Annotated in this window: 24 protein-coding genes and 2 tRNA genes; 23 read left to right on the forward strand and 3 right to left on the reverse strand. The window is 59.3% G+C overall.

What is annotated here, in order from left to right; translation table 11 throughout:
• Positions 1-4: 4 nt before the first annotated feature.
• The 13 genes from ruvX to RX395_RS06970 all read left to right on the forward strand — a co-directional run bounded on the left by ruvX (position 5) and on the right by RX395_RS06970 (position 10,523).
• Positions 5-433 carry a Holliday junction resolvase RuvX gene (gene ruvX / locus RX395_RS06910; RefSeq protein ID WP_035138185.1) on the forward strand — a complete coding sequence of 143 codons (429 nt, stop codon included), beginning with the start codon at positions 5-7 and terminating at the stop codon, positions 431-433.
• Complete coding sequence (gene mltG, locus RX395_RS06915) at positions 426-1,859, forward strand: endolytic transglycosylase MltG (protein ID WP_316366467.1); 1,434 nt, start codon at positions 426-428, stop codon at positions 1,857-1,859. The genes ruvX and mltG overlap by 8 nt, the downstream gene beginning before the upstream one ends.
• Before the next feature lies 1 nt (position 1,860).
• Positions 1,861-2,358 (forward strand): YqeG family HAD IIIA-type phosphatase, encoded by a 498-nt coding sequence (locus tag RX395_RS06920; RefSeq protein ID WP_152068057.1) that lies wholly within the window; start codon positions 1,861-1,863, stop codon positions 2,356-2,358.
• Between the two features lie 8 nt (positions 2,359-2,366).
• Positions 2,367-2,900, forward strand: coding sequence for a shikimate kinase (locus tag RX395_RS06925; protein ID WP_035138190.1), 534 nt, complete (start codon positions 2,367-2,369; stop codon positions 2,898-2,900).
• A complete protein-coding gene (locus tag RX395_RS06930; RefSeq protein ID WP_316366470.1) occupies positions 2,897-4,006 on the forward strand; it encodes a hypothetical protein in 1,110 nt (369 codons plus the stop codon). The genes RX395_RS06925 and RX395_RS06930 overlap by 4 nt, the downstream gene beginning before the upstream one ends.
• 132 nt (positions 4,007-4,138) lie before the next feature.
• A complete protein-coding gene (locus tag RX395_RS06935; protein WP_316366472.1) occupies positions 4,139-5,269 on the forward strand; it encodes a M24 family metallopeptidase in 1,131 nt (376 codons plus the stop codon).
• A gap of 159 nt (positions 5,270-5,428) precedes the next feature.
• Positions 5,429-5,992 carry an elongation factor P gene (gene efp / locus RX395_RS06940; RefSeq protein ID WP_117806186.1) on the forward strand — a complete coding sequence of 188 codons (564 nt, stop codon included), beginning with the start codon at positions 5,429-5,431 and terminating at the stop codon, positions 5,990-5,992.
• Between the two features lie 24 nt (positions 5,993-6,016).
• Positions 6,017-6,379 (forward strand): Asp23/Gls24 family envelope stress response protein, encoded by a 363-nt coding sequence (locus tag RX395_RS06945; RefSeq protein ID WP_006233982.1) that lies wholly within the window; start codon positions 6,017-6,019, stop codon positions 6,377-6,379.
• 3 nt (positions 6,380-6,382) lie between these two features.
• Positions 6,383-6,967 (forward strand): transcription antitermination factor NusB, encoded by a 585-nt coding sequence (gene nusB, locus RX395_RS06950; RefSeq protein WP_152068054.1) that lies wholly within the window; start codon positions 6,383-6,385, stop codon positions 6,965-6,967.
• 2 nt (positions 6,968-6,969) lie between these two features.
• Positions 6,970-7,209 (forward strand): exodeoxyribonuclease VII small subunit, encoded by a 240-nt coding sequence (locus RX395_RS06955; protein WP_006233978.1) that lies wholly within the window; start codon positions 6,970-6,972, stop codon positions 7,207-7,209.
• Between the two features lie 35 nt (positions 7,210-7,244).
• Positions 7,245-8,048, forward strand: coding sequence for a TlyA family RNA methyltransferase (locus tag RX395_RS06960; protein ID WP_316366492.1), 804 nt, complete (start codon positions 7,245-7,247; stop codon positions 8,046-8,048).
• Positions 8,045-8,905 carry an NAD(+)/NADH kinase gene (locus tag RX395_RS06965; protein WP_035138200.1) on the forward strand — a complete coding sequence of 287 codons (861 nt, stop codon included), beginning with the start codon at positions 8,045-8,047 and terminating at the stop codon, positions 8,903-8,905. The genes RX395_RS06960 and RX395_RS06965 overlap by 4 nt, the downstream gene beginning before the upstream one ends.
• The gene (locus RX395_RS06970) at positions 8,895-10,523 is read left to right on the forward strand and encodes a DNA repair protein RecN (protein ID WP_316366477.1); all 1,629 of its coding nucleotides are present in this window, start codon (positions 8,895-8,897) and stop codon (positions 10,521-10,523) included. The genes RX395_RS06965 and RX395_RS06970 overlap by 11 nt, the downstream gene beginning before the upstream one ends.
• Positions 10,524-10,744: 221 nt before the next feature.
• Here the strand turns inward: RX395_RS06970 and RX395_RS06975 are convergent, their stop codons facing one another.
• The gene (locus tag RX395_RS06975) at positions 10,745-11,602 is read right to left on the reverse strand and encodes a MurR/RpiR family transcriptional regulator (RefSeq protein WP_226790721.1); all 858 of its coding nucleotides are present in this window, start codon (positions 11,600-11,602) and stop codon (positions 10,745-10,747) included.
• Positions 11,603-11,874: 272 nt separating this feature from the next.
• Between RX395_RS06975 and RX395_RS06980 the strand changes: the two genes are divergently transcribed.
• From RX395_RS06980 to RX395_RS07025, 10 genes are all read left to right on the forward strand, one after another.
• Positions 11,875-13,878, forward strand: a complete 2,004-nt coding sequence (locus RX395_RS06980) for a fructose-specific PTS transporter subunit EIIC (protein ID WP_316366480.1) — start codon at positions 11,875-11,877, stop codon at positions 13,876-13,878.
• 525 nt (positions 13,879-14,403) lie between these two features.
• A complete protein-coding gene (locus RX395_RS06985; RefSeq protein ID WP_022094575.1) occupies positions 14,404-14,667 on the forward strand; it encodes an HPr family phosphocarrier protein in 264 nt (87 codons plus the stop codon).
• A gap of 133 nt (positions 14,668-14,800) precedes the next feature.
• Positions 14,801-16,504 (forward strand): phosphoenolpyruvate--protein phosphotransferase, encoded by a 1,704-nt coding sequence (gene ptsP, locus RX395_RS06990; RefSeq protein WP_035138206.1) that lies wholly within the window; start codon positions 14,801-14,803, stop codon positions 16,502-16,504.
• A 74-nt stretch (positions 16,505-16,578) separates the two neighbouring features.
• Positions 16,579-17,511, forward strand: coding sequence for a 1-phosphofructokinase family hexose kinase (locus RX395_RS06995; protein WP_006233969.1), 933 nt, complete (start codon positions 16,579-16,581; stop codon positions 17,509-17,511).
• A 188-nt stretch (positions 17,512-17,699) separates the two neighbouring features.
• A complete protein-coding gene (locus RX395_RS07000; protein ID WP_195361479.1) occupies positions 17,700-18,632 on the forward strand; it encodes a 1-phosphofructokinase family hexose kinase in 933 nt (310 codons plus the stop codon).
• Positions 18,633-18,827: 195 nt separating this feature from the next.
• Positions 18,828-20,222, forward strand: coding sequence for a CCA tRNA nucleotidyltransferase (locus tag RX395_RS07005; protein WP_316366486.1), 1,395 nt, complete (start codon positions 18,828-18,830; stop codon positions 20,220-20,222).
• A gap of 127 nt (positions 20,223-20,349) precedes the next feature.
• A tRNA-Glu gene (locus RX395_RS07010) sits at positions 20,350-20,426 on the forward strand.
• A 22-nt stretch (positions 20,427-20,448) separates the two neighbouring features.
• A tRNA-Glu gene (locus RX395_RS07015) sits at positions 20,449-20,525 on the forward strand.
• 150 nt (positions 20,526-20,675) lie between these two features.
• Complete coding sequence (locus RX395_RS07020) at positions 20,676-21,983, forward strand: lysylphosphatidylglycerol synthase transmembrane domain-containing protein (RefSeq protein ID WP_316366488.1); 1,308 nt, start codon at positions 20,676-20,678, stop codon at positions 21,981-21,983.
• A gap of 116 nt (positions 21,984-22,099) precedes the next feature.
• Positions 22,100-22,711, forward strand: coding sequence for a TetR/AcrR family transcriptional regulator (locus tag RX395_RS07025; RefSeq protein ID WP_316366489.1), 612 nt, complete (start codon positions 22,100-22,102; stop codon positions 22,709-22,711).
• Positions 22,712-22,899: 188 nt separating this feature from the next.
• On the opposite strand, the gene RX395_RS07030 is transcribed toward RX395_RS07025, so the two are convergent.
• Together RX395_RS07030 and RX395_RS10270 are read right to left on the reverse strand one after the other, a co-directional pair.
• Positions 22,900-24,333 carry a radical SAM protein gene (locus RX395_RS07030; protein WP_316366490.1) on the reverse strand — a complete coding sequence of 478 codons (1,434 nt, stop codon included), beginning with the start codon at positions 24,331-24,333 and terminating at the stop codon, positions 22,900-22,902.
• A 243-nt stretch (positions 24,334-24,576) separates the two neighbouring features.
• On the reverse strand, positions 24,577-24,660 hold the full coding sequence (locus RX395_RS10270) for an IS3 family transposase (protein ID WP_226812472.1): 84 nt from the start codon (positions 24,658-24,660) through the stop codon (positions 24,577-24,579).
• Positions 24,661-24,662 lie beyond the last annotated feature (2 nt).

The following is a 24,662-nucleotide window of genomic DNA, read 5'->3' on the forward strand; positions in this document are numbered from 1 at the left end:
CGCTGTGGTTGCGCTCGCGCTGGACATAGGGGAGACCAGGATCGGCATCGCCGTCTCGAGCCGTGATGGCAAGATGGCGATGCCTGTCAAGGTGCTTCCGGCTGCCGAGGTCACCGGTATGGCCAAGACGTTTCGCTACCTGGTTGAGGACTATGAGCCCGACATCCTGGTAAGCGGACGTCCCCTGACCATGGCCGGTGAGCCCGGCCCTCAGGCCGAGCGCGTTGCCGCTGTGGCGCAAAAGATTGCCGACGAGCTTGATCTTCCGTTGGAGTTTGAGGACGAGCGTCTGTCCTCGCAAGAGGCCAAGCGTATCCTGCGCGAGCAGGGACTCAACGAAAAGCAGATGAGGGGTAAGATCGACATGATTGCCGCCAGCCTGTTTTTGCAGACGTGGCTCGATCGTAAAAACGAGGAGGTTTCGCATGCCTAGTGCTTCCGATCCGCGCCAGCCGAATCGTACACGGCAGCCGGCGTCGCGCCCCGCCCAGCCTGGCCAGCGTCCGGCACAGCCGACGCAGCGCGCAGCTCAGCCTGCCGCGCGCCCGGCGCAGTCCTTCTCTCGTTCGGCCCAACCTGTTCAACGGACGGGTCAGCAGCCTTCTGCTCGTTCGGTTCAGCATTCGGCTTCTCACGCGGCTCAGCAGCCCACTGCTCGTACGGCCCAGCCTGCAGGCGGCACCCGCTTTAAGCAGCAGGCACCTACCCAGCGAACGCAGGCCCCCCAATCGCATTCGCATCACGCTCGTGGTTCGCATGGCGTTGCTCCGGCGACCCGCTCGAGCTACAACACGCATGCTCGTCGCGGTGCTCAAAAGAAAAGCTCCCCGGTGCCTATGATTATCGGTGGCGTTGTTGCCGTGCTTGCGCTTGTCGCGATCGTTTTCTTTGTCGTGCCAGCCGTCAAGGGCTTCTTTAGCGGTGAGGGTGCGAAAGTCGTTGCAGGCCAGCAGGTTACTATCACGATTCCCGATGGTGCCTCGGGTGACAGCATCGCTTCGATTCTCTCCGAGAATCATATCGTCGAAAATCCCAAGGATTATTATGCGGCGGTGAAAAAGCTCAACGCCGATATGTCGCTCAAGCCTGGTGATTATTCGTTCACCACACTCATGGATGCGACCAAGGTTGTTCAGCAGCTCATGGAAGGCCCCAACGCGGGCTCCAATGCGCTGACTATCCCTGAGGGCCTGACGGTCGATCAAGTCGCCGACCGTGTGGCCCAGGCCTACGACAGCATCTCTAAGGAAGACTTCCTCAACCAGGCCAAGGCCTCCAACTACGTGGACGACTATAGCTTCCTTAAGGGCGCCGCTAACGACTCGCTCGAGGGTTTCTTGTTCCCCAAGACCTATTCGTTGGGTAATTCGCCGACGGCCGATGGCGTGATTCGCGCTATGCTCGATCAGTTTAAGACCGAGTACAAGTCGCTTGACTTTGCGAGCTGCGAAGCCAAGATCAAGGAACGCTACGGTGTGGAGATGTCCGACTACGACATCGTCAACTTGGCCTCTATCGTTGAGCGCGAGGGCCTCAACGCCGATCAACGTGCGCATGTGGCCTCGGTTTTCTACAACCGCCTTGCCGGCAAGCTCGATGGCCTGCGCTATCTCAATAGCGATGCGACTATGATGTATGTCACCGGTGGCGAGGTTACCGCCGACGACCTGCAGAGCGATAGCCCGTATAACACCTATAAGCACGAGGGCCTGCCGCCCACGCCCATCTGCTCTCCGTCGCTCGAGGCACTCAAGGCCACCCTTGAGCCGACCGACTCTGATGACCTGTATTTCTACATTACGCAGGACGAGGAGTATTTCTCGCAAACCTACGAAGAGCATCAACAGTCTTGGAATTAGCATGAGGATTTTTAGCCCCAAACGATACGTTGCCTCGGTCGATCGCATCGACCTTAATACCCTGTGGGCCGACGGCAAACGCGCCATTCTGCTCGATCGCGATAACACCTTGGTGCCGCGCGACACCGAGCAGGTTCCCGCCGCGGTTTCCGCTTGGCTCGACGCCGCCCGCGCCAAAGGCTTTAAGCTGTGCATGGTGTCCAACAACTGGCATCGCGACCAGGTCATGAGCTCTGCGCGCGAGCTGGGACTCGAGGCCATCAGCCACGCCATGAAGCCGGCGCCGTTTGCCCTCAAGGCGGGCCTTAAGCGCCTCGGCGCCACAGCCGGCGAGGCTGTGCTGATCGGTGATCAGCTCTACACGGACGTGTGGAGCGGCAACTTCGCCGGCGTCGATACTATCCTGGTAAAGCCGCAGGCGACGCAGGACCTGTGGTATACGCAGATCTTCCGTATCTTTGAGCGCCGGGCCCTGCGCGACCTTCCCTGCGAGGAATAGGTCTCGTCATGTCCCAGCACATCAAACACGGCTGCGACCATATCTTCTTTATCGGCTTTTTGGGCGCGGGCAAGTCGACGCTTGCGCGCAACGTGGGCACCATGTTCAAGCGGCGTTTTATCGATACCGACCGCCTGGTCGTGCGCCGTTGCGGCAAGTCGGTAACCGAGATTTTTGAGACCGAGGGCGAGGATCGTTTTCGCGAGCTCGAGACCTCGGCACTCCGTTCGCTCCAAAGTGAGCGCAGCCTGTTGGTTTCGTGCGGGGGCGGCATTGTCGAGACGCCGGTGAATATTGAGTTGATGCACGAAATGGGTACGTGCGTGTACCTCGAGGGCGACTTTGAGGATTCAATTCGCCAGATTCGTCGGTCCGACACGCGCCCCGATTTCCGCTCGCCCGAGCATGCCGCGCGCCTGTTTGAGCATCGCCGTCCGCTGTATCGCCAGGCCGCCGACCTTACCCTTGATATTCGCAACAAGTCCTTCGAGGACGTTTCCTACCTTTGTGCCGAGATGCTTTTGGAGCGTGGGCTGCTATGATTCGCCGTCAACTGATCAATTTCCAAAACCGCAGTGTCGATGTCCGCGTCGGATTGGGTGCGTTCGATGAACTGTCGCGTATGTTTGCCTCGGCCGTGGGCAAGCCTAAGCGCGCGATGGTCGTTTGGAACTCCGCCACGTCAGAGCGTTTTGGTGAGGTCGTCGAGCATGCGCTGGTCGACGCCGGTTTTGCCGTGTCGCTGCTCGTCCTCGAGGTTTCGCCTGCCGGTGCTACGCTGGCCGATGCCGATACCGTCTTTGGCGCCCTGTCTGCCAACGGCATTACCTGCGACGATCTGGTTGTCGCCGTTGGCGATGCCGCAATCTGCTCGGTTGTTAGCTGGTGCGCCAACCAGTGGTGCGGTCGCACCGAGTGCGCGCTGCTGCCGTCGACGTTCGACGCCATGCTCACGGTCGCGACGACCATGAAGCCGCTTGTCGCCTCGTCGGCCAATGCGCTTCCCGCTATCGCGTTCCGTCCCGAACCGGGCTTGGTCGTGTGTGACCTCGACCTTGTTCGCGAGGCGGACCCCGAGGACCTCAAGCTCGGCTATGTGGTACTTGTTGGTACCATGCTTTCGAGCAGCAAGTCCCGCTGGAATCAGTTTACTGAGACCGTCCCCGAGATTCTCGCGGGCGAGGAGGTCGCGCTCGTCAATGCCGTTCAATGGTCTCAGACTGCCCGTAAGGACGTACTGATGGCCACGAACCCGAGCGCCCGCCATGCGCTCGATTTTGGCAAGACGGGGGAGCGCACCCTGCGCGCCTGCTTGGGCGATGCCGCTTCGCAGGTCCCTGCCTACCAGCTGTTGTCCGAGGGCATGCGCTTTGAGGCGCGCCTTGCCCACGACGCCTGCGACTTCGATATCGATTACGTTTTTGAGGTCGATGACTGCCTGGAGGACTTTGGTATCGAGGAACTTGCCTTCGACCTGGAGCCTGCCGCATATATCGAGGAGTTCCGCAAGCAGCAGTTCGCTCGCTCGAATCGCAGCATGCTGCCGCTGCCCGCAGCACTCGGTGCCATTCGCCTAACGAGCGTTGAGGACGAGGTTCTTGAGCGCCATGCTCACGCCTACTTGGCTTCTCGCAAAGAACTTCTCTAAGATTTATTGACATCCATTGTCTTTCGTATCATGTTGAGGGGCGGGTTTTCAATCGGTTGCGGATCGCATGCGATTCCGTCGTTCGATTGAGACCCGTCCCGTCTATATAGAGACAACAAGAAAGGAATCTGCATGTCTGAGTTTGCTGCCGGTCCTGCCGGTCGTATCGAGCGTGTCCGTGCCCTGATGGCCGAGCGTGGCTACGACGCCATCGTGGTGCGCGACGAGGCCAACCTTCGTTGGCTTACGGGCGTGAAGGGCGTCTTCGACTACACCTTCGAGTTCCCGCACGCTGCGTTTATTACGGTCGACCAGTGCCTGTTCCACACCGACTCGCGCTACCTCAACAGCTTTGAGGAGAACACGCCCGCCGGCAGCCCCTGGGTCTACGACATGGACGAAGGCACCATCCCCGGTTGGGTCGCCGGCAAGATTGTGGCTAACAAGTGCCGCGTCTGCGCTGTCGAGGACGATATGCAGATTAATTTCTACCAGGGTATTCAGCGCGGCCTGGAGGACCGCTCCGTTGCCTGCATGCTGCCGCTGATGCATGACGACATCCGCAAGATGCGCGCCATCAAGGATGCCGAGGAGATCGAGCTCATGCGCCATGCACAGTCGATCACCGATGCCGCCTTCCAGCATATGCTCGGCTTTATTAAGCCCGGTATGACCGAGAAGCAGGTTCGCAACGAGCTCGAGAATTTTATGTTCGCCAACGGCGCCGACAGCCTTGCCTTCGGCTCCATCGTGGCGAGCGGTCCCAACACCGCCAACCCGCATGCCGTCCCGAGTGACCGTGTCATCGAGAAGGGCGATTTCGTTCTCATGGATTACGGCGCGGGCTACTGCGATTATCGTTCCGACATGACGCGTACCGTCGTGATGGGCGAGCCTACCCAGGAGCAGCTCGACCTGTACGCGCTCGTGCGCCGTACGCACGAGGAGTGCGTCGCTGCCATTCATCCGGGCGTCGAGGGCAACGACATCTTCAAGCTTTCCAAGAAGATCATCGGCGATGCCGGCTATGGCGATTATTACAACCATGGTCTGGGTCACGGCGTGGGCATCGACATCCATGAGCTGCCCAACTTCAACCGCAGCAAGAACACCATCGAGGTCGGCTCGGTTATCACCATGGAGCCCGGCGTGTATCTGCCCGGTGTGGGCGGCGTGCGTCTGGAGGACTACGGCGTGGTCACCGAGAACGGCTACGAGCCCTTCACCAAGACCCCGCACGACCTGCACGTCATCGATTGCTAGCCCATTTCGATAGATTTTTGGGGCGGGGCGTCCGGATCGATTCGGACGCCCCGCGTTCTCTTTTTATGCGCTCGCTGCAGCAGCCGTCTGCAAGTGTATAATTTCTGTCGTATGTAATTTGGACGCTTGTGCGTTCTGCCCATAACAAGAAAGGTCGCTATGCCTACCATTTCTACCGCCGACTTCAAGAACGGCCTCGGTCTCCGCATCAAGGACAAGGTCTACACCATCGTCGAGTTCCAGCATGTCAAGCCGGGCAAGGGCGGCGCGTTTGTGCGCTACAAGACCCGCGACATCAAGAGCGGCCGCGTCGTCGAGAACACCTGCAACGCCGGCACCAAGTTCGAGAGCGTCATGCTCACCACCCGTGAGTTCCAGTACCTCTACAACGATGGCGCCGACTACATCTTCATGGACAACGAGACCTATGAGCAGGTTCCCGTTCCCGAGGACATGGTGGGCGAGAACTCCAAGTGGCTGCGCGAGAACGACATTTGCCAGCTGCTCTTCGCCGACGATGAGCTCATGGGCGTGACCCCGCCGATGTTCATCGAGACCACCATCGTCCAGACCGACCCGGGCTTTAAGGGCGACACCGTCCAGGGTTCCACCAAGCCGGCCACGATCGACACCGGCGCTGTCATCCAGGTCCCCATGTACCTCAACGAGGGCGAGGTCATCAAGGTTGACACCCGCGACGGCAAGTTCGTCTCCCGCGTCTAGCAACCAACTCTTCTAGGAGGACTCATGCCCCAGGAAATCAAGATTGACGGCATCGGCATTTCGCCCGATGTTCTGACCGCCATCGTCTCGCGCGCCGTGTCGGATGTCGAGGGCATCGCCTCCGTTGGCGTCAAGGACCTTGCCACCAACCTTGTCTCCATGATGCTCTCGTCCAAGGCCCCGGCTTCCGAGCCGGCGGTCGAGGCCGAGGTCGTCGGCGACAAGCTCGCACTCACCGTGCGTGTCGTGGTGTTCTTTGGCTATCCGTTCAAGAAACTCGCCGAGGCCGTTCGCGCCGCCGTGGTCGCCGCCATCGATGCCCAGGTGGGCGTCGAGGTCGAACGCGTTGACGTTTGCATCGACGGCCTCGTTTTCCCCAAGGAGTAACCTTTGAGCCTTAAGGTTTATCGCGGGCGCACGCTTGCCCGCAGTCAGGCGCTGCAGCTGCTGTTCCAGGCCGAGGCCACGGACAGCCCGCTCGAGCGCGTCCTCGAGGGCGATTTCCTGATTTCGAAGGGTCCCCTCGACCCCTATGCGTTGGAGCTTTGCCGCGGTGCCTACGAGCACATTGATCGCATCGATTGTGCCCTGCGCGCCGTCGCCAAGAACTGGGATCTTATGCGCATGCCCGGTGCCGACCGCAACCTGCTGCGTATCGCCGTTTACGAGATGCGCTTCCTCACCGACGAAGAGGTCTCGGACGCCATCGTCATCAACGAGGCTGTCGAGCTTGCCAAGGCCTATGGCACCGACCAGTCTGCGTCGTTCGTCAACGGCGTGCTGGGCAAGATCGCTCGTAGCGAGGAGCTGCCGGGTGAGGACCTGTACCAGGAGCTGCTGGCCGAAGATCGCGCTCGTGAGGAGGCCCAAGCCGTCGAGGCTGCCGCCAAGGTTGCGGTTGCTCAGGCTGAGGCTGGCGTGCTGGCCGAGGATGCGGACGCCGCCGAGGCTGTTGTCGACTCCGTCGAGGAGTAGTCATGCCAGAGGGTTCTGTCCGTAACTTTGATGAGATCTCGGACCGTCTGGATCAGATCATCGCTACCGTTCGCTCCAAGGATACCTCCTTGGAGCGTTCGCTCGATCTGTTTGACGAAGCGATTGAGCTGGGCTCCCGCGCGGTCGATATGGTCGACAAGTTTGAGCTTACACCGCGTGAGGCCGACAAGCTCGAGCAGGAATATGATGAGGATGCGGCAAACGAATCCCAGGATAGCTAGGCCGCATCTCCGGATACGAATGGTTGATGGCATTCATGAAACGCGTGCGTCTTGATGACGAACTGATTTCACAGGGCATCTGCGCAGATCGCGCGGATGCCCTTCGCACTCTTATGGCCGGCTTGGTCTCGAGTGGCGGTGAGCGCTTGACTTCGCCGGGCCTTAAGGTGATCCCGGGGCTGCCGCTGCACGTGAAGGGGCGCATTCCCTATGTTGGCCGCGGCGGTCTTAAGCTCGAAGGCGCGCTTGATGCGTTTGACATCAATCCGACGGGCCTTGCCTGTCTGGATGTGGGCTGCTCTACCGGCGGTTTTACCGATTGCCTGCTCAAGCGCGGAGCTGCGACCGTTGTCTCGGTGGACGTGGGTCGCGCCCAGTTCGATTGGTTGTTGCGTCAGGACGATCGCGTGACGCTGCATGAGCGCACAAATGTGACGCAGCTGCCTGAGCTTGGCTATGCCGGCGCCATCGACCTGGCTGTGTGTGATGTCTCGTTTACCAGCATCGCGAACATTATCGATGCGGTACTGGCGTGCCTGGCTCCTACGGGTGCATTCTGCACGCTCGTAAAGCCGCAGTTTGAGGCTCCGGCGGCGCTGGTGGGCGAGGGCGGCATTGTGACCGATCCCGCCGTGCGCCGCGATACACTCGTGAGGGCGGTTGAACTCTTTGCTGCCAAGGGCCTGTTCCCGGTCGATGTGTGCGTGTCACCCATTCATGGTGCCAAGGGCAACGTTGAGTTTTTCCTGTACGGCACGAGGTTTGCCCCCGGTGAACGCACCGACGATGAGCTGCAATCCCAGGTATCGGTTTTGAGCGAGAAAGCTGCAACGCTATGAAGGTCTTTCTGGTTCCCAATTACTACAAGCAAGAGGCGGTCGAGAGCGGCCTGATGCTCGAGCTTTGGCTGACGCGCCAGGGCTATGAGGTCGCATGGGCTGCCGACCAGCGATCCAAGATTCAGAGCACGCCTGATATTGACGGCTCCGATTTGGTCATTACGCTCGGCGGCGACGGTACGTTGCTACGTGCTGCCCGCATCCTCAACCATCGCGAGATTCCTATCCTCGGTCTTTCCTATGGTCACCTGGGCTTTTTAACTGCTGCGAGTCCCGAGGAGCGCGACATTCTGCAAGTCGTGAGCGACGCCCTGTCCGGCGAGCTGCATGTGAGCCGTCGCGCTACCATCGCCGCGGATATCGTGTCCGTGCGCGAAGATGGTACGAAGGATGTCGTGCGCACCTTCGCCCTCAACGACATGGCGCTTACCCGCGGTCCGCTGTCCGATATGGTCGAGTTCGACATCACGGTGTCCGGCCATCATATCGACCGCCTGCGCGGTGACGGCGTGGTCGTTTCGACGGCGACTGGTTCTACGGGTTACGCGCTCAGTGCCGGTGGCCCCATCGTGAGCCCCGACTATACGGGCATGGTCTGCGTACCCATTGCGCCGCACACCATTCAGGCCCGTGCCTTCTTGACTTCGCCGAGTGATGTCGTCGAAATCTTTATGTCCGATGATCGCCCGAGCGTTCCGGCGATTGCTATCGATGGACAGTTTATTACCTGCGATGGCACCGTTGAGAGCGTGGCTGTGCGCCGCGGGCCCGGAGATGTGCTGCTCCTCGATTACGGCCCCGAGAGCTTCTATAACTCGGTGAGCCGCGTTTTCTACGGAGTCCGTCATGATCGATGAGCTGCAGGTTTCTAACATTGCACTCATTCGCGAGGCGACGCTGGTGCCGAGTGCCGGTCTGACTGTCCTGACCGGCGAGACCGGCGCCGGCAAGACCGCGCTGCTCTCGGCCCTCAAGCTTATTTTGGGTGAGCGCGCGGATTCGTCGACGGTACGCGAGGGCGAGGCGCTGGCGAGCGTCGAGGCGCGGCTGTTTGACGGCCCGCACGACACGGAAGGCTTCACGGTCCAGCGCAGCCTTTCTGCCGAGGGCCGCAGCCGCGTGAAGATTGACGGTCGCATCGCCAGTGTGCGCGAGCTTTCGGAGCGCGTTGGCGTGATGATGGATCTGTGCGGCCAACACGAGCACCAGCGCTTGCTCGATCCGGCGCATCACGTTGCGATGGTCGATGCGTGGGCGGGCCGCTCTGCGCTCGAGGCGCTGGATGCGTACCGCGCCTGCTTTAAAGCATCGCGCGCTGCCGCCAAGGAGGTTCGACGTGTCGAAGAGGCCTCGCGTGCGCAGGGGAGCCGCGTCGAGGAGGCGCGCTTTGCGCTCGAGCGCATCGGCGAGGTCGACCCCAAACCGGGCGAGTATGAGGAACTCGAGGAGCTGCTGCCTCGCTCGGAGCACGCCGAGGTCTTGGTGGCGACGGCAAACGAGGCCCATGCATCGCTTGCCTCTGAAGGGGGAGCGCTCGATGCCGTGAACAGCGCCGTGGCAGAGCTTTCCCGAATGGCTACCGTCGATCGCAAACTGGGCTACATTGCCGATGCACTTTCGGATGCCTGCATCTCTCTTGAGGATTGCGCGAACGAGCTTCGTTCCTATCGCGATGGGGTTGCCTTCGATCCTCGCGAGCTCGCTCGCATGCGCGAGCGGTATTCCGACCTCAAGGGCCTGCTGCGTCAGTGGGGTCCGACCATGGACGATGTCTTTGCCATGCGCGACCGCTCACAAGAGCTGCTGTCGCTGGTCGATGATGGCGATGAACAGATCAAAAAGGCGCGTGAGGCACTCGGGAGCGCCGAGCGCGAGCTGTTCGCTGCTGCCAGGGCACTTAAGCGCGCTCGCAATACGGCGGCCCCGCGCTTCTGCCACGAGGTCGGCCGCCAGATGGCTCGCTTGGAGATGGGTGGCGCCGAGCTCGTCTGGGAGTCGCGCGATCTTCCCCGTGCTGAGTGGACGCCCGTTGGTCCTTCGAGCTACGAGCTGCTATACCGCAGCGGTGCCGGCTTGACGCCACGTCCCCTGCGCCGCATTGCGTCGGGCGGCGAGCTCAGCCGCGTCATGCTGGCAAGCAAGGTCGTCCTCGGTAACGCGGACGGTGTTGATACGCTGGTGTTTGACGAGGTCGATGCCGGTGTCGGTGGCTCCACGGCGCGTGCGCTCGCGGGCGTGCTGGCAGATCTCGCCGCTACTCATCAGGTGATTGTCGTAACCCACTTGGCGCAGGTCGCCGTCATGGCTGACAAGCATTATGTCGTCAGCAAGGAACCGGGCGATGTTCCCCAGACGCATTTGGACGAGGTAACCGGCGAAGCGCGTACTGCCGAGATCGCCCGCATGTTGAGCGGCGATCAGTCCGAGGCAAGCTTGGCCCACGCAAAGCAGATGCTTGCCGAGGCGCGTGCCTAGGCCGAGCCGCCACATGCATGTCCAACCCGGCCGCCACGAAACGGGTCCATTTACTACGTTTGGCAGGGCATCGGCAACCACGCCAAGAATTGCAAAAAGAAAACCGCATGTAGAACGCCTGCGGTTTTATCTATTTTGGGTGTATGGTTGGCGCTTGAGGTTAAAACGTAGTAGATGGGCGGATTTCGTGGCGAGGGGCGTCTATCGGCTCCCCAAATTACCTACTCAACGACCTTATCCGGCTGGATGAGCTCCTCGTAGTAGCTGATATGCTCACGCGCGTCTTCAATCTCGGGCAGCAGGAAGTTGTAGATGACTTCGATGATCATCGTGGCGCTGATCTTAGAGAACGCAAAGTCGCCCGTCGTCAGCAGCGCTTCGTGGTTGACGGTATTAAAAGTGTAGTCTGCCAGACGCGCGAGCGGGGATTTGCTGTCGCTGCTGATGACGACTACGGTTGCGCCGCAGTTGCGAGCCGCTTTTGCCATGCGATTCAATCGGCGCGATTTGCCGGAGTTTGAGATAAGCACGATGACGTCACCCGGGCGTAACGTGAGCGCAAAGCCGATTGATGTCTCGCTAATGGTGCTCGCCATGCAGCGCAGGCCCAGCTGCGAAAACTTAAACGTCGCATCGAGCGCGACCGCGTTCGTATTGCCCACAGCTGCAAACTCAATAACCCCTGCATGCTTAAGGGCATGCACAACAGCCGCCAGCGTATCGTGGTCGATCCCGTCGATGGTCGCATTAAGCTCGCTCACCTTAGCAGCCAGGATATTCTTGAGGCTCTGCTCCATATTGTCGAGCGAGACCTCGTCAGTCAGGCCCTCGTTACGCTGGCTTTCCAAATCCCTCGCCAACGAAAACTGAAAGCTGCGGAAGCTACCAAAGCCAAGCTTGCGGCAGAAGCGCGAAACGGTCGCCTCTGACGTGGCGGCGGCGCGCGAGAGCTGAGCGGCCGTGAGGCGTGGCGCCTCGGACTGGTGCTCCAATATATAGTCGACAATGCGCTGCTCGGACTCGCTGTATCCCTGATGGGTGCTAATGAGGGAAAGTGCGCTCTTGCTACTATCGGTCATGGATGGCTCCTGGTTGGCATGAAAATCTAGCTTGATTTGCAATGCCATAGTATACGGGCATTTTCAATTACAAGATACACCTTGCCGTTTCAAGTGTTGATGGTAAACTTTCACTTACCGTTTACGGTTATGAAAGAACCTTTCACCGGAGATTTGCACCTTAGCTCTTCTCACGCGGACGGTAGGTTGGTATCTTTCAGTTGTGGAAAAACGCGCATCGAAGCGCGTGTAGGGGAGCGCCCGCGGGCGCTGTACTCAAGAAGGAGGGACACATGGCTAAGTTTGACATCATCGCCGCGACCGGTTGCCCGACCGGCATTGCGCACACCTTCATGGCGAAGGAGGCGCTGGAGAAGGCAGCTGCCGAGCGCGGTCTGACCATTAAGGTCGAGACTCATGGCCAGGTCGGTGTCGAGAACGAGCTCACCAAGAGTGAGATCGCTGGTGCCAAGGCCGTCGTCGTCGCAGCCGACAAGGATGTCCAGGCTGAGCGTTTCGCCGGCAAGCCCATGGTTTCCGTTGGTGTTTCCAAGGCCCTGTCCGTTGAGGCCGCCGGTAAGCTGATTGACCGCGCGCTCGCCGCCAAGGGCGACAGCACGGTTGCAGCCGCTGCCGATGTCGAGGACGAGGTCGAGGAGAAGGAGTCCATCGGCCACATCATCTACAAGCACCTCATGAACGGCGTCAGCCACATGCTGGTCTTCGTCGTTGCCGGTGGTGTCCTGACCGCCGTTTCGTTCCTGTGGGGCATTACGTCCTTCGATTCGACGGCGTCTGACTACAACAGCTTTGCTGCGATGCTCAAGATCATCGGCGGCATCGCCATGAACCTCATGGTTCCGGTGCTTTCCGCCTATATTGCCGAGTCCATCGGCAAGCGCCCGGCGCTCGTCCCCGGTTTTGTTGCCGGTATGATCGCCATCCAGGGTCTGCCTGTTAACGCCGAGACCGGCATGATCGACGCCGGTGGCGCCGGTGTGGGCTTCGGCTTCCTGGGCGGCATCGTCGGCGGCTTCCTCGCCGGTTATGTCATCCTGCTGCTCGAGAAGGTCTTTGCCGGTCTGCCCAAGAACCTGGACGGCCTCAAGGCTATCTTCCTGTACCCGCTGTTCTCTACCGCCATCGTCGGTCTGGTCATGCTCGGCATTTCCGGCCCCATGGCTGCCATCAACACCGCCATGATGGACTTCCTCAAGGGCCTGTCCGCCTCTGGCGCCGTTGTCCTGGGTCTTGCCATTGGCTGCATGTGCGCCTTTGACATGGGCGGCCCGGTCAACAAGGCTGCTTACGTCACCGGTACCGCTATGCTCACCGAGGCTTTGGCCGCCGGTGTTGGCACGGATACCTACAACTTCGGCACCAACTTCATGGCTGCCGTCTCCGCCGCTTGCATCGTTCCGCCGCTGATCACCACCTTCGCCGTCGTTGTCGGCAAGAAGTACTTCAGCCAGGAGGACCATGACGCCGGTGTCGTCAACCTCATCCTTGGTTGCACCCACATCACCGAGGGCGCCATTCCGTTCATGACCAAGAACATCTGGCCCGTCATGCCCATCATGATGCTCGGTTCCTCTATCGCTTCGATCCTGACCATTATGTTCAACGTTCACGATCCGGCGCCTCACGGTGGCTTCCTGGTCCTGCCCGTTGTCGAGAACGGTCCGCTGTGGGTCCTCGCGATCCTCATCGGCGCTGTGGTCGGTGGTATCCTGTTCGTTGCCTTCAAGAAGTACGACTTCGAGAAGAATCAGAAGGCCGCTCCTGCAGCCAAGCCGGTTGAGGCTCCCAAGGCCGTTGCCGTCGAGGCTCCCAAGGCCGAGGCTGCCGACTTCGTGAAGGTCGAGAATGTCTTTGTTGCCGAGGACTTCGCTTCTCGTGACGAGGCTCTGAGCTTCGTTTCCAACCAGGCTGTCAAGGCCGGTATCGCCAGCGACGCCGACGCCGTGATGAACGCCTTCCTGGCCCGCGAGGCCGAGGGCACCACGGGCATGATGGAGGGCTTCGCCATCCCGCATGCCAAGTCCGACGCCATTACCGAGGCTGCTGTTATCGTCGTCAAGGACGAGTCCGGCGTGACCGGTTGGGACACCATGGACGGCGCTCCCGTCAACGTGGCTATCGCCCTGCTCATCCCCGGTGCCCAGGCCGGTACCACGCACCTCAAGATCCTGTCCAAGGTCGCCGAGGCGCTCATGGACGAGGACTTCCGTGCCACTGTCAAGGGTTCCACCGACGCCGCCGAGATCGCCAAGACGATCAACGCCCGCTTGGTCTAATTCCACGGTACGCGAATAGCATCGCCCCCTGTATATAAGGCGGAGCCCCTCTCCAGGGCCTCCGCCTTTTTTCTATCCCTCCCATAAGTTGCGGTGAAATAGGGACTGTTTAAACGATTCAACCCCAAATTCAGTCCCTATTTCACCGCAACTTATAAAAGGGTATAGAGGGGGCTACCTATCGAGTCTTTGTCGCGAACAGTTCATCAGCCAGAATTCCGTTCGCACGATATTACTTTGGATCGACTGAGTTTCCGCAGCTTGCTCGCCGGGCGGGGCGATTAAGTTTGTCGCGAGTTCCGCACGCAAAGGAAAGCACTTAATGTGCTTTCCGTCTTGCGCAGGACTGTAGAGCAGCAAACTTAATCGCCCCGCCTGGCGAGCAAGCGGACGACAAACACATCTGTCCAATAATTCGTCTGAAACATAATGAAAAACAGTTTGATGTGAGTTAATATAAACAACGTCGTGAATCTGACTCCTGCCACATGCTTGACAGGGGTTAAACACAAAAAGGAGTCAACTATGGTTTCTGAGAAGGCTACCCTCGTTAATCCTCAGGGTCTGCACATGCGTCCGGCTGGTCTGTTCGCCTCCACCATGGGCAAGTATGCCTGTGACGTGACGGTCGTTACCCCCGAGAAGGAGGTCAACGGCAAGTCCCCGATGGCTCTCATGGCTGCTGGTATCCCCTGCGGTACTGAGGTCGAGGTCAAGTGCGACGGCGCTGACGAGGCCGAGGCTCTGGCTGCTGCCATCGAGCTCATCAAGAGCGGTCTTGGCGAGTAGAACTCAAACGGGTCGCATGTTGAACAACTAAGTTCATATTTGGGGGCGCAGTGACCTGTTGTAAGGTAACTGCGCTCTTTTGTCATGGATATGGCAAAACGCTTTATCACATGACACGGAGAGAGGAATGGGAATGTATCAGGGAGTCAACGCTTCCGAGGGCATCGGTATCGGCACCGTCATGGTCGCCGTCGATCCCGACTTGACGTTTGAGCCGCACGAGGTTGCTGATTCGGCAGCAGAGAAGGAGCGCTATCAGTCCGCTCTTTCGGTCTTCTGCGAGAAGACCCAGGCTCAGGCCGACCACATGAAGGAGACGGTGGGCGAGGCCGAGGCCGAGATCATGAGCGGACACATTGTCCTGGCTCAGGACCCGGGGATGACCGACGCCATCAACGCCGCCATTGACGGCGGTACCTGCGCCGAGCAGGCGCTCATGGACACCTCGACCATGTTCGAGAACATGTTCCTGTCCATGGACGACGAGATGTTCCGTCTGCGCGCGGCCGACATCGCCGACATCCGCACCGGTATTCTGGCCGAGTTGCTGGGCAAGGAGGTCGTCGACCTCTCCGTCCTGCCCGAGAACACTGTCGTTGTCGTGCACGACCTCACGCCGTCCATGACCGCCACGATCGATAAGGCTCACGTTGCCGGTATCGTCACCGAGACCGGTGGCCGCACGTCGCACTCCGCGATCATTGCGCGCGCCCTCGAGATCCCGGCTGTCCTTTCGGTTTCCAACAGCTGCACCGCACTGCGCAACGGCATGACCGTTGTCGTCGACGGCGGCAAGGGCATCGTCGAGGCCGATCCTGACGAGGAGACGCTTGCAGCCTATACCGCCAAGGCCGAGGCCTTCGCTGCCGAGAAGGCAGCCCTCGAGGCCTTCCGTGGCAAGCCGTCCGTGACTGCCGATGGCATCAAGAAGATCATCGCCTGCAACATCGGTAACCCCGATGACGTGCCCAACGCGCTCGATCACGACGCCGAGGCCATCGGTCTGTTCCGCTCCGAGTTCCTGTTCATGGACTCTGCTGAGCTTCCTTCCGAGGAGGAGCAGTTCAACGCCTACCGTAAGGTCGCCAGCGCGCTCAAGGGTGCTCCGGTCATCATCCGCACGCTCGATGTGGGTGGCGACAAGGAGATTCCGTATCTGCATATGGTCAAGGAAGACAACCCCTTCATGGGCTTCCGCGCCGTGCGTTACTGCCTGGCCAATCCCGACCAGTACAAGGTCCAGCTCCGCGCTCTGCTGCGCGCTAGCGCCTTCGGTGACGTCAAGATCATGATCCCGCTCGTCACCTGCGTCGAGGAGGTCTTGGCTGTCAAGGAGCTCGTCGAGCAGTGCAAGGCCGAGCTTACCGAAGAGGGTCGCAAGTTCAACGAGAACATCGAGGTCGGCATCATGGTCGAGACGCCCGCCGCTTCGCTGCTCGCAGACCGTCTTGCCGAGGTTGCCGACTTCTTCTCCATCGGCACCAACGACCTGATCGGCTACACCATGTGCGCCGACCGTGGTAACGACACCATCTCCAACCTGTACCAGGTTTACTATCCCGCCGTGCTCCGCTCGCTCAAGAACATCATCGAGAGCGGCGTGAAGGCCGGCATCATGGTCGGTATGTGCGGCGAGGCCGCTGCCGATCCGCTGCTCGAGCCGCTGCTGATCAGCTGGGGCCTGGAGGAGTTCTCGATGAGCGCTCCGTCCATCCTGCGCGCCCGCAAGACCATCAGCCAGTGGACCAAGGCCGAGTGCGACGAGCTCGCCGAGAAGGCGCTCGCCTGCAACACCGCCGCCGAGGTCAAGGCACTGCTCGAGTCCGCAGCTCGCTAATTTGGTATCAGAGGTAACCGCGTGGTTGGAATGGGCCGGCCACGCGGCCCTCACATATACAGGGGGTACTGTAAATGTTCTACACGCTAACCGCTAACCCGGCTGTCGACATGACGGTTTCGAGCTCTCCGCTCGAGCCCGACGAGAACGTCCGCACCGGCTCGGCCAGCTACACGGCCAACGGCAAGGGCCTCGACGTGTCCTTCGCCTTTAAGAAGATGGGCGTCGACACCGTCGCGCTCGGCTTCTTCGCCGGCTTCACGGGCAAGTTTATCGTCGAGGAGGTCATGAACCTGGGTTGCCTGTGCCGCCCGGTCTGGACCGACGGTATCACGCGCATCAACACCTACGTCAACGATGGCCAGCACGAGTACGGCATCCTGAACCCCGGCGCCCCGATTACGCCGCAGCACCAGGAGGAGCTCTACAACATCCTGGACACCGCGGGCGATCTTGAGTGCCTGATCGTCTCCGGTTCCGTGCCTCCCAAAGCTACGCCCGACTTCCTGGCTCAGGTCATGGAGCACGCTCAGGCTCGTGGCGCCGACGTCGTCCTGGACCTGTCCTCCGACAAGCTCAAGGAGCTCGCTCACAAGAAGCCGCTGCTCATCAAGCCGAACCATCACGAGATGAAGGCCATCTTCGGCGTGCCGGTCGACACCGACGACGAGGTTCGCGTTGCCATGAAGATGGCTCACGACGCTGGCGTTCAGAACGTGCTGCTCACCCGTGGTAGCCGCGGCGACGCATACTTCTCCAACGGCGAGGACATCTGGTACGCCAAGCGTGAGTTCAACATCAAGCTGGTTTCTTCTGTCTGCGCCGGCGACTGCACCCTCGCTGCGTTCCTGCACAAGTGGTACAGGGATCGCGACAACGTCGAGGAGGCCATGAAGCTCGCTATGGCCACCGGCGCCAACGTTGCCGAGTCCGTCGGCATTGGCGACTTTGGTCACGTCGACGAGTACAGCAAGCGCGTTGCCGTCCGCAAGCTCGATCGTCAGTAATCGAAACGCGACATATTCGTGCGCATGCGGCGCCCCGGTTTCGGCCAGGGCGCCTTTTTGTTCCGCCACGGGGGAGAGGTGTCCCGCCGTACTTCATCGCTTCCACACCGTTCACCGAGTTGCCCTAGCCTTTTATCGATGCGTGGAATATACTTTCATTAACACGTTGCTTCGTGAAAGGAACATTCATGATTTACACGCTCACTGCAAATCCCGCCATTGACTACAACATCGCCTGTGACGGTCTTGCTGCCAACACCGTCACGCGTACCCGCAACGCCGTCTACACGCCCAACGGCAAGGGCCTCAATGTCTCGTTTACGCTTGACCACTACGGTGTCGACACCACGATCCTGGGTTTCTTCGCCGGCTTCTCGGGCGAGTTTATCGTTAAGGGCGCCGAGGCCCTGGGCGTGCCCGTCAAGCCCGTGTGGACCGACGGCATCACGCGCGTCAACGTGTTCCTCAATGCCGGCCCCGACACGGAGTACAACATGGTCAACGCCGGTGCCGCCATCAACGAGGCCAACGAGCAGGAGATGTTTGAGCTCATCGATTCGCTCGATGACATGACCTGCCTGGTCATCAGCGGCTCGCTGCCTCCCAACACTTCCGAGGGCTTCCTGGCCGAGGTCCTTCGCCGCGTCAAGGCCAAGGGGGCCGAGTTCGTCCTAGACATCTCGAGCCATCAGCTGGCAGACCTCATTGCCATGGAGCCGCTGCTGATCAAGCCCAATGACGACGAGCTGCTTGACATCTTTGGCATTAAGGTGAGCGGTGGCGACGATGAGTCCGTCAAGGGCGCAATGGCTGAGCTTCATGCCAAGGGCGCCAAGAACGTGCTGCTGACCCTCGGCGGCGCCGGTGCGTACTTCTCCAACGGCAAGCACATCTGGTTTGCTAACCGCACCTTCGACGTCAAGCTGCTGTCGACGGTGTGTGCCGGCGATTCCTCGCTCGCTGCCTTCCTGTCCGTGTGGCACGACGCCCCCGAGCGCGTCGAGGACGCCCTGCGCCTTTCGATGGCCACTGGCGCCAACGTGGTCGAGTGCCCCGGTCTGGGCGATTTTGCCAAGGTTGACGAATATAAGAAGCACATCGAGGTTCGCCAGGTCTGCTAGCCGCATCGATACATCGTTGCCGAACACCCGCTTTGGATTACCAAGGCGGGTGTTTTTTGCGCGCTGAACGTATGTGGCGTCTGCTGTCTCGTTTTATCGAATCGACGACGCGATTGCGTGTGCGCGCTTTCTCGTTTCTTGTTAGACTTCTTGAGAACCATCGATTAACGCTCGCAAGTGCAGGAGGCCATAGGCATGTGCAATGTTTCTCTCAACGGTACGCAACCGTCTGATGCCTCCCTGCGCGTCCTGCGTTCGCTCGAAGCAGCCGGTCTTGAGGCTTGGTACGTAGGCGGTTGGGTGCGCGACGCCCTGATGGGGCGCCCCAGCCACGATGTTGATATGTGCTGTAGCGGCCTGTGGCAGGAGTCCAAAGCGGCGCTCGAGGCCGTTGGCATCGCGGTCGTGGAGTCGGGCATTAAATTTGGCGGAATCACGGCTATTTCCGATGGCGAGCGTATCGAGGTCACCACGTACCGCCTGGATGGCTTTTACACCGATGGTCGCCATCCCCAGAGTGTGGAGCGTGCCGCCTCGCTCGAGGACGATCTAGCGCGCCGCGACTTTACCGTCAACGCCATGGCCTGGCATCCCGAGCGCGGGCTTGTCGACCGCTACGACGGCCAGGGTGACTTGGAGCGCAAGCTGATTCGTGCTGTCGGCGATCCCAAGCGTCGCTTTAACGAGGATGCACTGCGCATGCTGCGTGCGGTGCGCTTTGCCTGCCGCCTGGACTTTATGATTGAGCCCGAGACTAAGCGTGCGCTTGCCGAGTGCGCGCCGCTGCTCGATGCTGTGGCGCGCGAGCGTGTGGGTATTGAGCTCGAGGGCATTCTTTCGACCGGCCACGGGGGAGACGCGATGCTGCGCTACCCCGAGCTCATCTGCGCCGCCGTGCCCGAGCTTGCGCCCGCTCGCGGGTTTGATCAGCGAAGTGTCTATCATGCGTTTAACGTCTACGAGCATATCGCCCGCGTGTTGACGGTGGCTGGGGAGCTGGCGCTGTGCGACGGCGTCGCGCCATCGTCGAGCCTTATGTGGGCGGCGTTTTTGCACGATGTCTCCAAGCCCGAGTGCTTTACGGTCGATCACGCCGGCAGCGGACACTTCTACGGTCATCCCGAGCTCGGCGCCAAGAAAGCGCGCGTCATTATGGATCGCCTGGCTCTCTCGCACGACCTGGTGCGCGACGTGTGCCTGCTCATCAAATATCACGACAAACCGCTGCGTCCCGAGCGATCCTGCCTGCTCAATATGATGTGTGCGCTTTCTGGCGAGGGCGTCGACACGGCCCGTCTGATTGACGAGCTCATGGACCTTAAGCGTGCTGACACGCTCGGCAAGGCCCCGTCGTGCTTCTATTACGTTGAGACGATTGAGGAGATGCGCGCGATGGCGCACGAGCTGCTGAAGGCAGGGGAGCCCTATACGCTCAAGATGCTCGCCATCAACGGCGGCGACCTGATCCGTGCCGGAGTTAAGCCCGGGCCGGAACTGGGTCAGCTTCTCAACTCCGCCCTCGACGCCGTGATCGAAGACAATATTCCCAACGAGCGCGAAGCTCTTTTGGTCCATCTCAACTTGAATTAGCTACTCAGTTTACCTGCGTGTTCCATAACCTGCCGACAATTTTTCGGCAATTTGAAATTTCTTCTTGCGCTGACGTTTTTTGTCCCGTAATATATTTCCTCGCAGCACGGCAGTGCAGATGTCATGTGGCCCGTTCGTCTAGCGGTTTAGGACGCCGCCCTCTCAAGGCGGAGATCACCAGTTCGAATCTGGTACGGGCTACCACTTCTTTTCTGCTAAGGCTTATGGCCCGTTCGTCTAGCGGTTTAGGACGCCGCCCTCTCAAGGCGGAGATCACCAGTTCGAATCTGGTACGGGCTACCATGAATCTCATACCCGGTCTTCCCATAGAAGGTCGGGTTTTTTATTTTCAAACAACCGTCTGCAATTCCCGTTTGAACCAGAGCTTTGCGTTCTGCCTATGGCCCTTACGGGTACAATATCCAAGATATTTTGACTGTTAGAAGGAGTCTCATGACGGAGTCCTCTCAGCATACGTCTAAGCCCCAGGTCGAGGTTGAGGCCTCGGGCGGAGATGACAATAAGAGCGCACGCCGTGGCGCCATCTTTATCGGCGTCGTGCTGGTGGGTTATATCGTCTATCTGGTGGTAACCGGGCAGATGGGGCAGTTCTGGGCCGCTATGTCAAGCGTCCAGGCGCCATGGCTCGTTGTCGCGTGTCTTTGCATGTTCATGTATCTGTTCTTTGGCATTGTGGCCTATGCGATCGCCGTCTGGCTCGACCCATATTCGCCCGTCGGTATTCGCGACCTCATTTCGGTCGAGGCGAGTGGCATCTTCTTTGGCAACTTGACGCCTATGATGATGGGCTCGACTCCCGCCCAGATCTACCGCCTGACCAAAGCGGGCCAAAATGTCGGCGAGGCCGGAGCCACGCAGTTCACGCGCTTTATCGTGTACCAGTTTGGCCTCGTTGCCTGGGGCGCTATCCTCCTGCTTGCTCGCATGCCGTTTTTTGCCGAGCGCTATGGCGACATGACGCTGCTGTGCGTCTTTATCTTTGGTGGGCACTGCTGCATCTTGCTTGGCATCTTCGCCGTCGCGCTCATGCCTAAGACCGTCACGCGCGTCGCCCATTGCATCATCAATTGGCTCGAGCGCATAGGCGTCTCGTCCTCTAAGATCGAGGGATGGCGCACGTTTGTCGATGGCGAGATCTACTCGTTCTCCGAGAAGTTCAAGCTTTCGGCTGGCCACTTTTCGTCCATGCTGCTCACGGTGGTCATCACCATGCTACAGCTCGCGTTTTTCTACCTCGTGCCGTATTTCCTGATGCTTGCCTTTGGCCACCACGAGGTCGACTTTTTCTCGGTCATGGCCGCGAGCGCCTTTGTCCAGCTGTTGAGCTCTGCGGTCCCCCTGCCCGGTGGAACTGGTGGCGCTGAGGGCGGCTTTGCATTGTTCTTGGGTCATTTCTTTGGGTCGGCATCGACCGCCGGCTATCTGCTGTGGCGCCTCATTACGTTTATTGCGCCGACCATTTTGGCTGCGCCCCTGCTGGGCCTTAAGAGTGCCCACAACGAGAGCATCCATGCGCGCTGGGATCGCGTGATGCGCAAGCTCGGTCGTACGCCTCAAACGCCCTCTGCGCCCACAAAGCCCCACCCCATGAATGCTGTTACCGTTGATCCCAAGAAGCAGGCTCAGAAGGCTTCTGGGACCGCTAAGCCGGCTCATAAAGCCTATGTGCGCCAGACAGGCGACGGTATTCGCGTATCTCCGTCGGCACTCAATAAGAAGAAGCACCCTAAGTCGCAGTAGGGCAGTCGTGCGTTCTTCATGATGCGGGGCATATTTGTGCTGTATGGGGGATAATCCTCTTACGTAGATTATCTCTCATCTGTTGATGAATGCTCGCATATCGAAGGGACACGCCCATGGCAACCAGCAAACCGCGTCTTGACCGCCGCATTGTTCGCAGCCGTAATGCCATCCTTTCCGCTTTCGAGCGCCTGCTCATGGAAAAGCCGCTGGCAGACATTACGGTGAGTGCCATCGCGCGCGAGGCCAATGTCGACCGCAAGACCTTTTACGTTCACTTTGGTACGGTTGACGGCCTGCTCGATGCCATTGCCGTCGATGTGGTGGAGATGATTGTCGACTCGGTCGAGAAAACCCTTGCTTCAATGGACGGCGACACCAACGAGCGCGCCCTGGGCGCGGCGGCGACCTTCTTTAAAACCGTTAACGAGGCACTGTGTAACAACTTGGTGCTCAATCGTCAGCTGATCGAGAACATTCCGCTCGACGACTTTATGGCTCGCCTGCGCGAACCGCTCGAGCACGAGATTGCCGAGCGCGATCTGCTGCCCCAAGGTCTCAAGGACGAGATGTTCGACTACTATCTGGCGTTTTTGCTGTCGGGTATTATCGGTATCTATCGCACGTGGGCATTGTCTGATGGCTCGGTTCCTATCGAGCGCGTCTCGGAGGTTGCCAATGACCTCACACTCAACGGCCTGTCGAGCCTGGAATCTCGCTTCGAATAGCATCGATAATTCAACAACTTAAAGAAGTTGCGGTGGAATAGGGATTGTTTTGGTTATTGGAAGGCCGATCTAGTCGCTATTTCACCGCAACTTAGTAAAACTGTTTTGATGGTAAGGCGGAGTAGCCTCGAAGATGAGCCTCGAGACTGCTCCGCTTCATTTCTGAGCGTTTGTCGTGTAGGGCGGCATTAATCGCCGTTTTTGAGTGTGCGGCCCTGTTTTTCGAACTTGTGCATGTCGCTATCGGCCATACCCTGCGACTTATCCTCGTGACGCTTGGCGTATAGCGGATCGTCGGAGTCGTTCCAGATGCGGTCGGCGACAGGTGACCATGCCTCGGCGGCAGCCTGGGTCTTTTCGCGCAGCTGCTCGGGTGACTCCTTCTCGATAAGATCGGTGCTCATTGCGCCACTCTCGGCAACCATTTTGGGCAGCACGTCGGGATTCTCGAGCATGGGGCATGGTTTGAGGTAGTTGTCGTTGAACGGCATGTTTTCGTAGTACTTCATAAAGAGGGGAGAGCGCAGCGCGTCGAGTAAGCTCACATCGTGGATGTTGGCGTTTGAGTAGTGGATGAACACGCACGGCTCCACGTCTCCGGCGGCGTTGATGTGCAGGTAGCGGCGACCTCCGGCGATACACCCGCCTACAAACTCGCCGTCGTTTTGAAAGTCGAGCGTAAACAGCGGCTTCTTCTCGCGCATTTCGCGGATAAAGTGATACATGTGCTCGCGCTGCTCGGGCGTGGGCATGAGCTCGGGGGTTGCATTGCGGCCAACCGGCATAAAGTGGAAGTACCAGCAGAAGAGTGCTCCCTCGCCGATCATCCAGTCCATGTTCTCCTCGGTAGCTACCGTATCGGCATTGGCGCTGGTCCAACAGGTGGAGATACCAAACGGCAAGTCGTGCTCGCGCAGGAGTTTCATGGCGTGCTCGATCTTTGCGTAGGTACCTTCGCCGCGACGGGCGTCGGTTGTGTGCTCATTGCCCTCGGCGCTGATGGCGGGGACAAAATTACCTACGCGAATCATATCGTCGCAGAAGGCCTCGTCGATCAGCGTGGAGTTGGTAAAGCAGAGAAACACGCAGTCCTGATGTTTTTCGCAAATTCTGATCAGGTCGTGCTTGCGGACGAGCGGCTCGCCGCCGGTATAGATGTAGATATGCGTACCGAGCTCTTTGCCCTGCGTAACGATAGAGTCGATGTCTTCGAACGAGAGATTCTGCTTGTAGCCGTACTCGGCGGCCCAGCAGCCCGTACAATGCAGGTTGCAGGCGCTCGTGGGATCGAGCAGGATGGCCCACGGAACGTTGCACTGGTACTTTTCGCGGTTCTTTTCCTGCTCTGGCCAAGCTAGCAGGTTGGCGTCGACAATGAGGGTCTTAAGCAGTTTGGTTCGCATCTGGGGATTAAGGCTGAACACACGCATGATCAGGTCATACCAATTGCCGCGGCTCTTGATGACATTGGTGAATGCCTCTCGCTGTACAGGAAATACGCGATTGGGGACCAGCTTGTTCACGAGGTCCATGATTTTGTCGATGTTTTCTTGCGGGTTGTCGTCGAGATAATCGATGAGCTTGTTAAGCGCTGCACGCTCTGCTGACTGTGTAAGCGACATGGGCATATCCTTTCACGTGTGCTTAATGTGTGATAATACCCACTTGTAGATTAAACGAAGTCTAAAGATTTGTAATGTGTCTATTCAACGAATCAATTTAATTTGGGGTGAAGCGTTATGCGCCGACACCTTCTAAGTTGCGGTGAAATAGGGTCAGATAGGGGGCGCGGACGATTTCTTGGACCGTGCCTAGGCGTATCCATTGGAGTGGGAAGGATAAACTGGACTTTCTTTTAAGGACCATCAAGCGTATTGCCGCTCGTATTCCACTGGAGACATGTAGCCCAGGGTGGAATGCATGCGCACCCTATTGTAATAGAGCTCTATGT

Source organism: Collinsella aerofaciens, assembly GCF_032584215.1.
Lineage (GTDB): Bacteria > Actinomycetota > Coriobacteriia > Coriobacteriales > Coriobacteriaceae > Collinsella.

Excerpts from the sequence above, each read along its gene's own strand:
- mltG (WP_316366467.1), top strand. The coding sequence starts at position 426 with ATGCCTAGTGCTTCCGATCCGCGCCAGCCGAATCGTACACGGCAGCCG.
- RX395_RS06920 (WP_152068057.1), top strand. The coding sequence starts at position 1,861 with ATGAGGATTTTTAGCCCCAAACGATACGTTGCCTCGGTCGATCGCATC.
- RX395_RS06925 (WP_035138190.1), top strand. The coding sequence starts at position 2,367 with ATGTCCCAGCACATCAAACACGGCTGCGACCATATCTTCTTTATCGGC.
- RX395_RS06930 (WP_316366470.1), top strand. The coding sequence starts at position 2,897 with ATGATTCGCCGTCAACTGATCAATTTCCAAAACCGCAGTGTCGATGTC.
- RX395_RS06935 (WP_316366472.1), top strand. The coding sequence starts at position 4,139 with ATGTCTGAGTTTGCTGCCGGTCCTGCCGGTCGTATCGAGCGTGTCCGT.
- efp (WP_117806186.1), top strand. The coding sequence starts at position 5,429 with ATGCCTACCATTTCTACCGCCGACTTCAAGAACGGCCTCGGTCTCCGC.
- RX395_RS06945 (WP_006233982.1), top strand. The coding sequence starts at position 6,017 with ATGCCCCAGGAAATCAAGATTGACGGCATCGGCATTTCGCCCGATGTT.
- RX395_RS06955 (WP_006233978.1), top strand. The coding sequence starts at position 6,970 with ATGCCAGAGGGTTCTGTCCGTAACTTTGATGAGATCTCGGACCGTCTG.
- RX395_RS06960 (WP_316366492.1), top strand. The coding sequence starts at position 7,245 with ATGAAACGCGTGCGTCTTGATGACGAACTGATTTCACAGGGCATCTGC.
- RX395_RS06965 (WP_035138200.1), top strand. The coding sequence starts at position 8,045 with ATGAAGGTCTTTCTGGTTCCCAATTACTACAAGCAAGAGGCGGTCGAG.
- RX395_RS06970 (WP_316366477.1), top strand. The coding sequence starts at position 8,895 with ATGATCGATGAGCTGCAGGTTTCTAACATTGCACTCATTCGCGAGGCG.
- RX395_RS06975 (WP_226790721.1), bottom strand. The coding sequence starts at position 11,602 with ATGACCGATAGTAGCAAGAGCGCACTTTCCCTCATTAGCACCCATCAG.
- RX395_RS06980 (WP_316366480.1), top strand. The coding sequence starts at position 11,875 with ATGGCTAAGTTTGACATCATCGCCGCGACCGGTTGCCCGACCGGCATT.
- RX395_RS06985 (WP_022094575.1), top strand. The coding sequence starts at position 14,404 with ATGGTTTCTGAGAAGGCTACCCTCGTTAATCCTCAGGGTCTGCACATG.
- ptsP (WP_035138206.1), top strand. The coding sequence starts at position 14,801 with ATGTATCAGGGAGTCAACGCTTCCGAGGGCATCGGTATCGGCACCGTC.
- RX395_RS06995 (WP_006233969.1), top strand. The coding sequence starts at position 16,579 with ATGTTCTACACGCTAACCGCTAACCCGGCTGTCGACATGACGGTTTCG.
- RX395_RS07000 (WP_195361479.1), top strand. The coding sequence starts at position 17,700 with ATGATTTACACGCTCACTGCAAATCCCGCCATTGACTACAACATCGCC.
- RX395_RS07005 (WP_316366486.1), top strand. The coding sequence starts at position 18,828 with ATGTGCAATGTTTCTCTCAACGGTACGCAACCGTCTGATGCCTCCCTG.
- RX395_RS07020 (WP_316366488.1), top strand. The coding sequence starts at position 20,676 with ATGACGGAGTCCTCTCAGCATACGTCTAAGCCCCAGGTCGAGGTTGAG.
- RX395_RS07025 (WP_316366489.1), top strand. The coding sequence starts at position 22,100 with ATGGCAACCAGCAAACCGCGTCTTGACCGCCGCATTGTTCGCAGCCGT.
- RX395_RS07030 (WP_316366490.1), bottom strand. The coding sequence starts at position 24,333 with ATGTCGCTTACACAGTCAGCAGAGCGTGCAGCGCTTAACAAGCTCATC.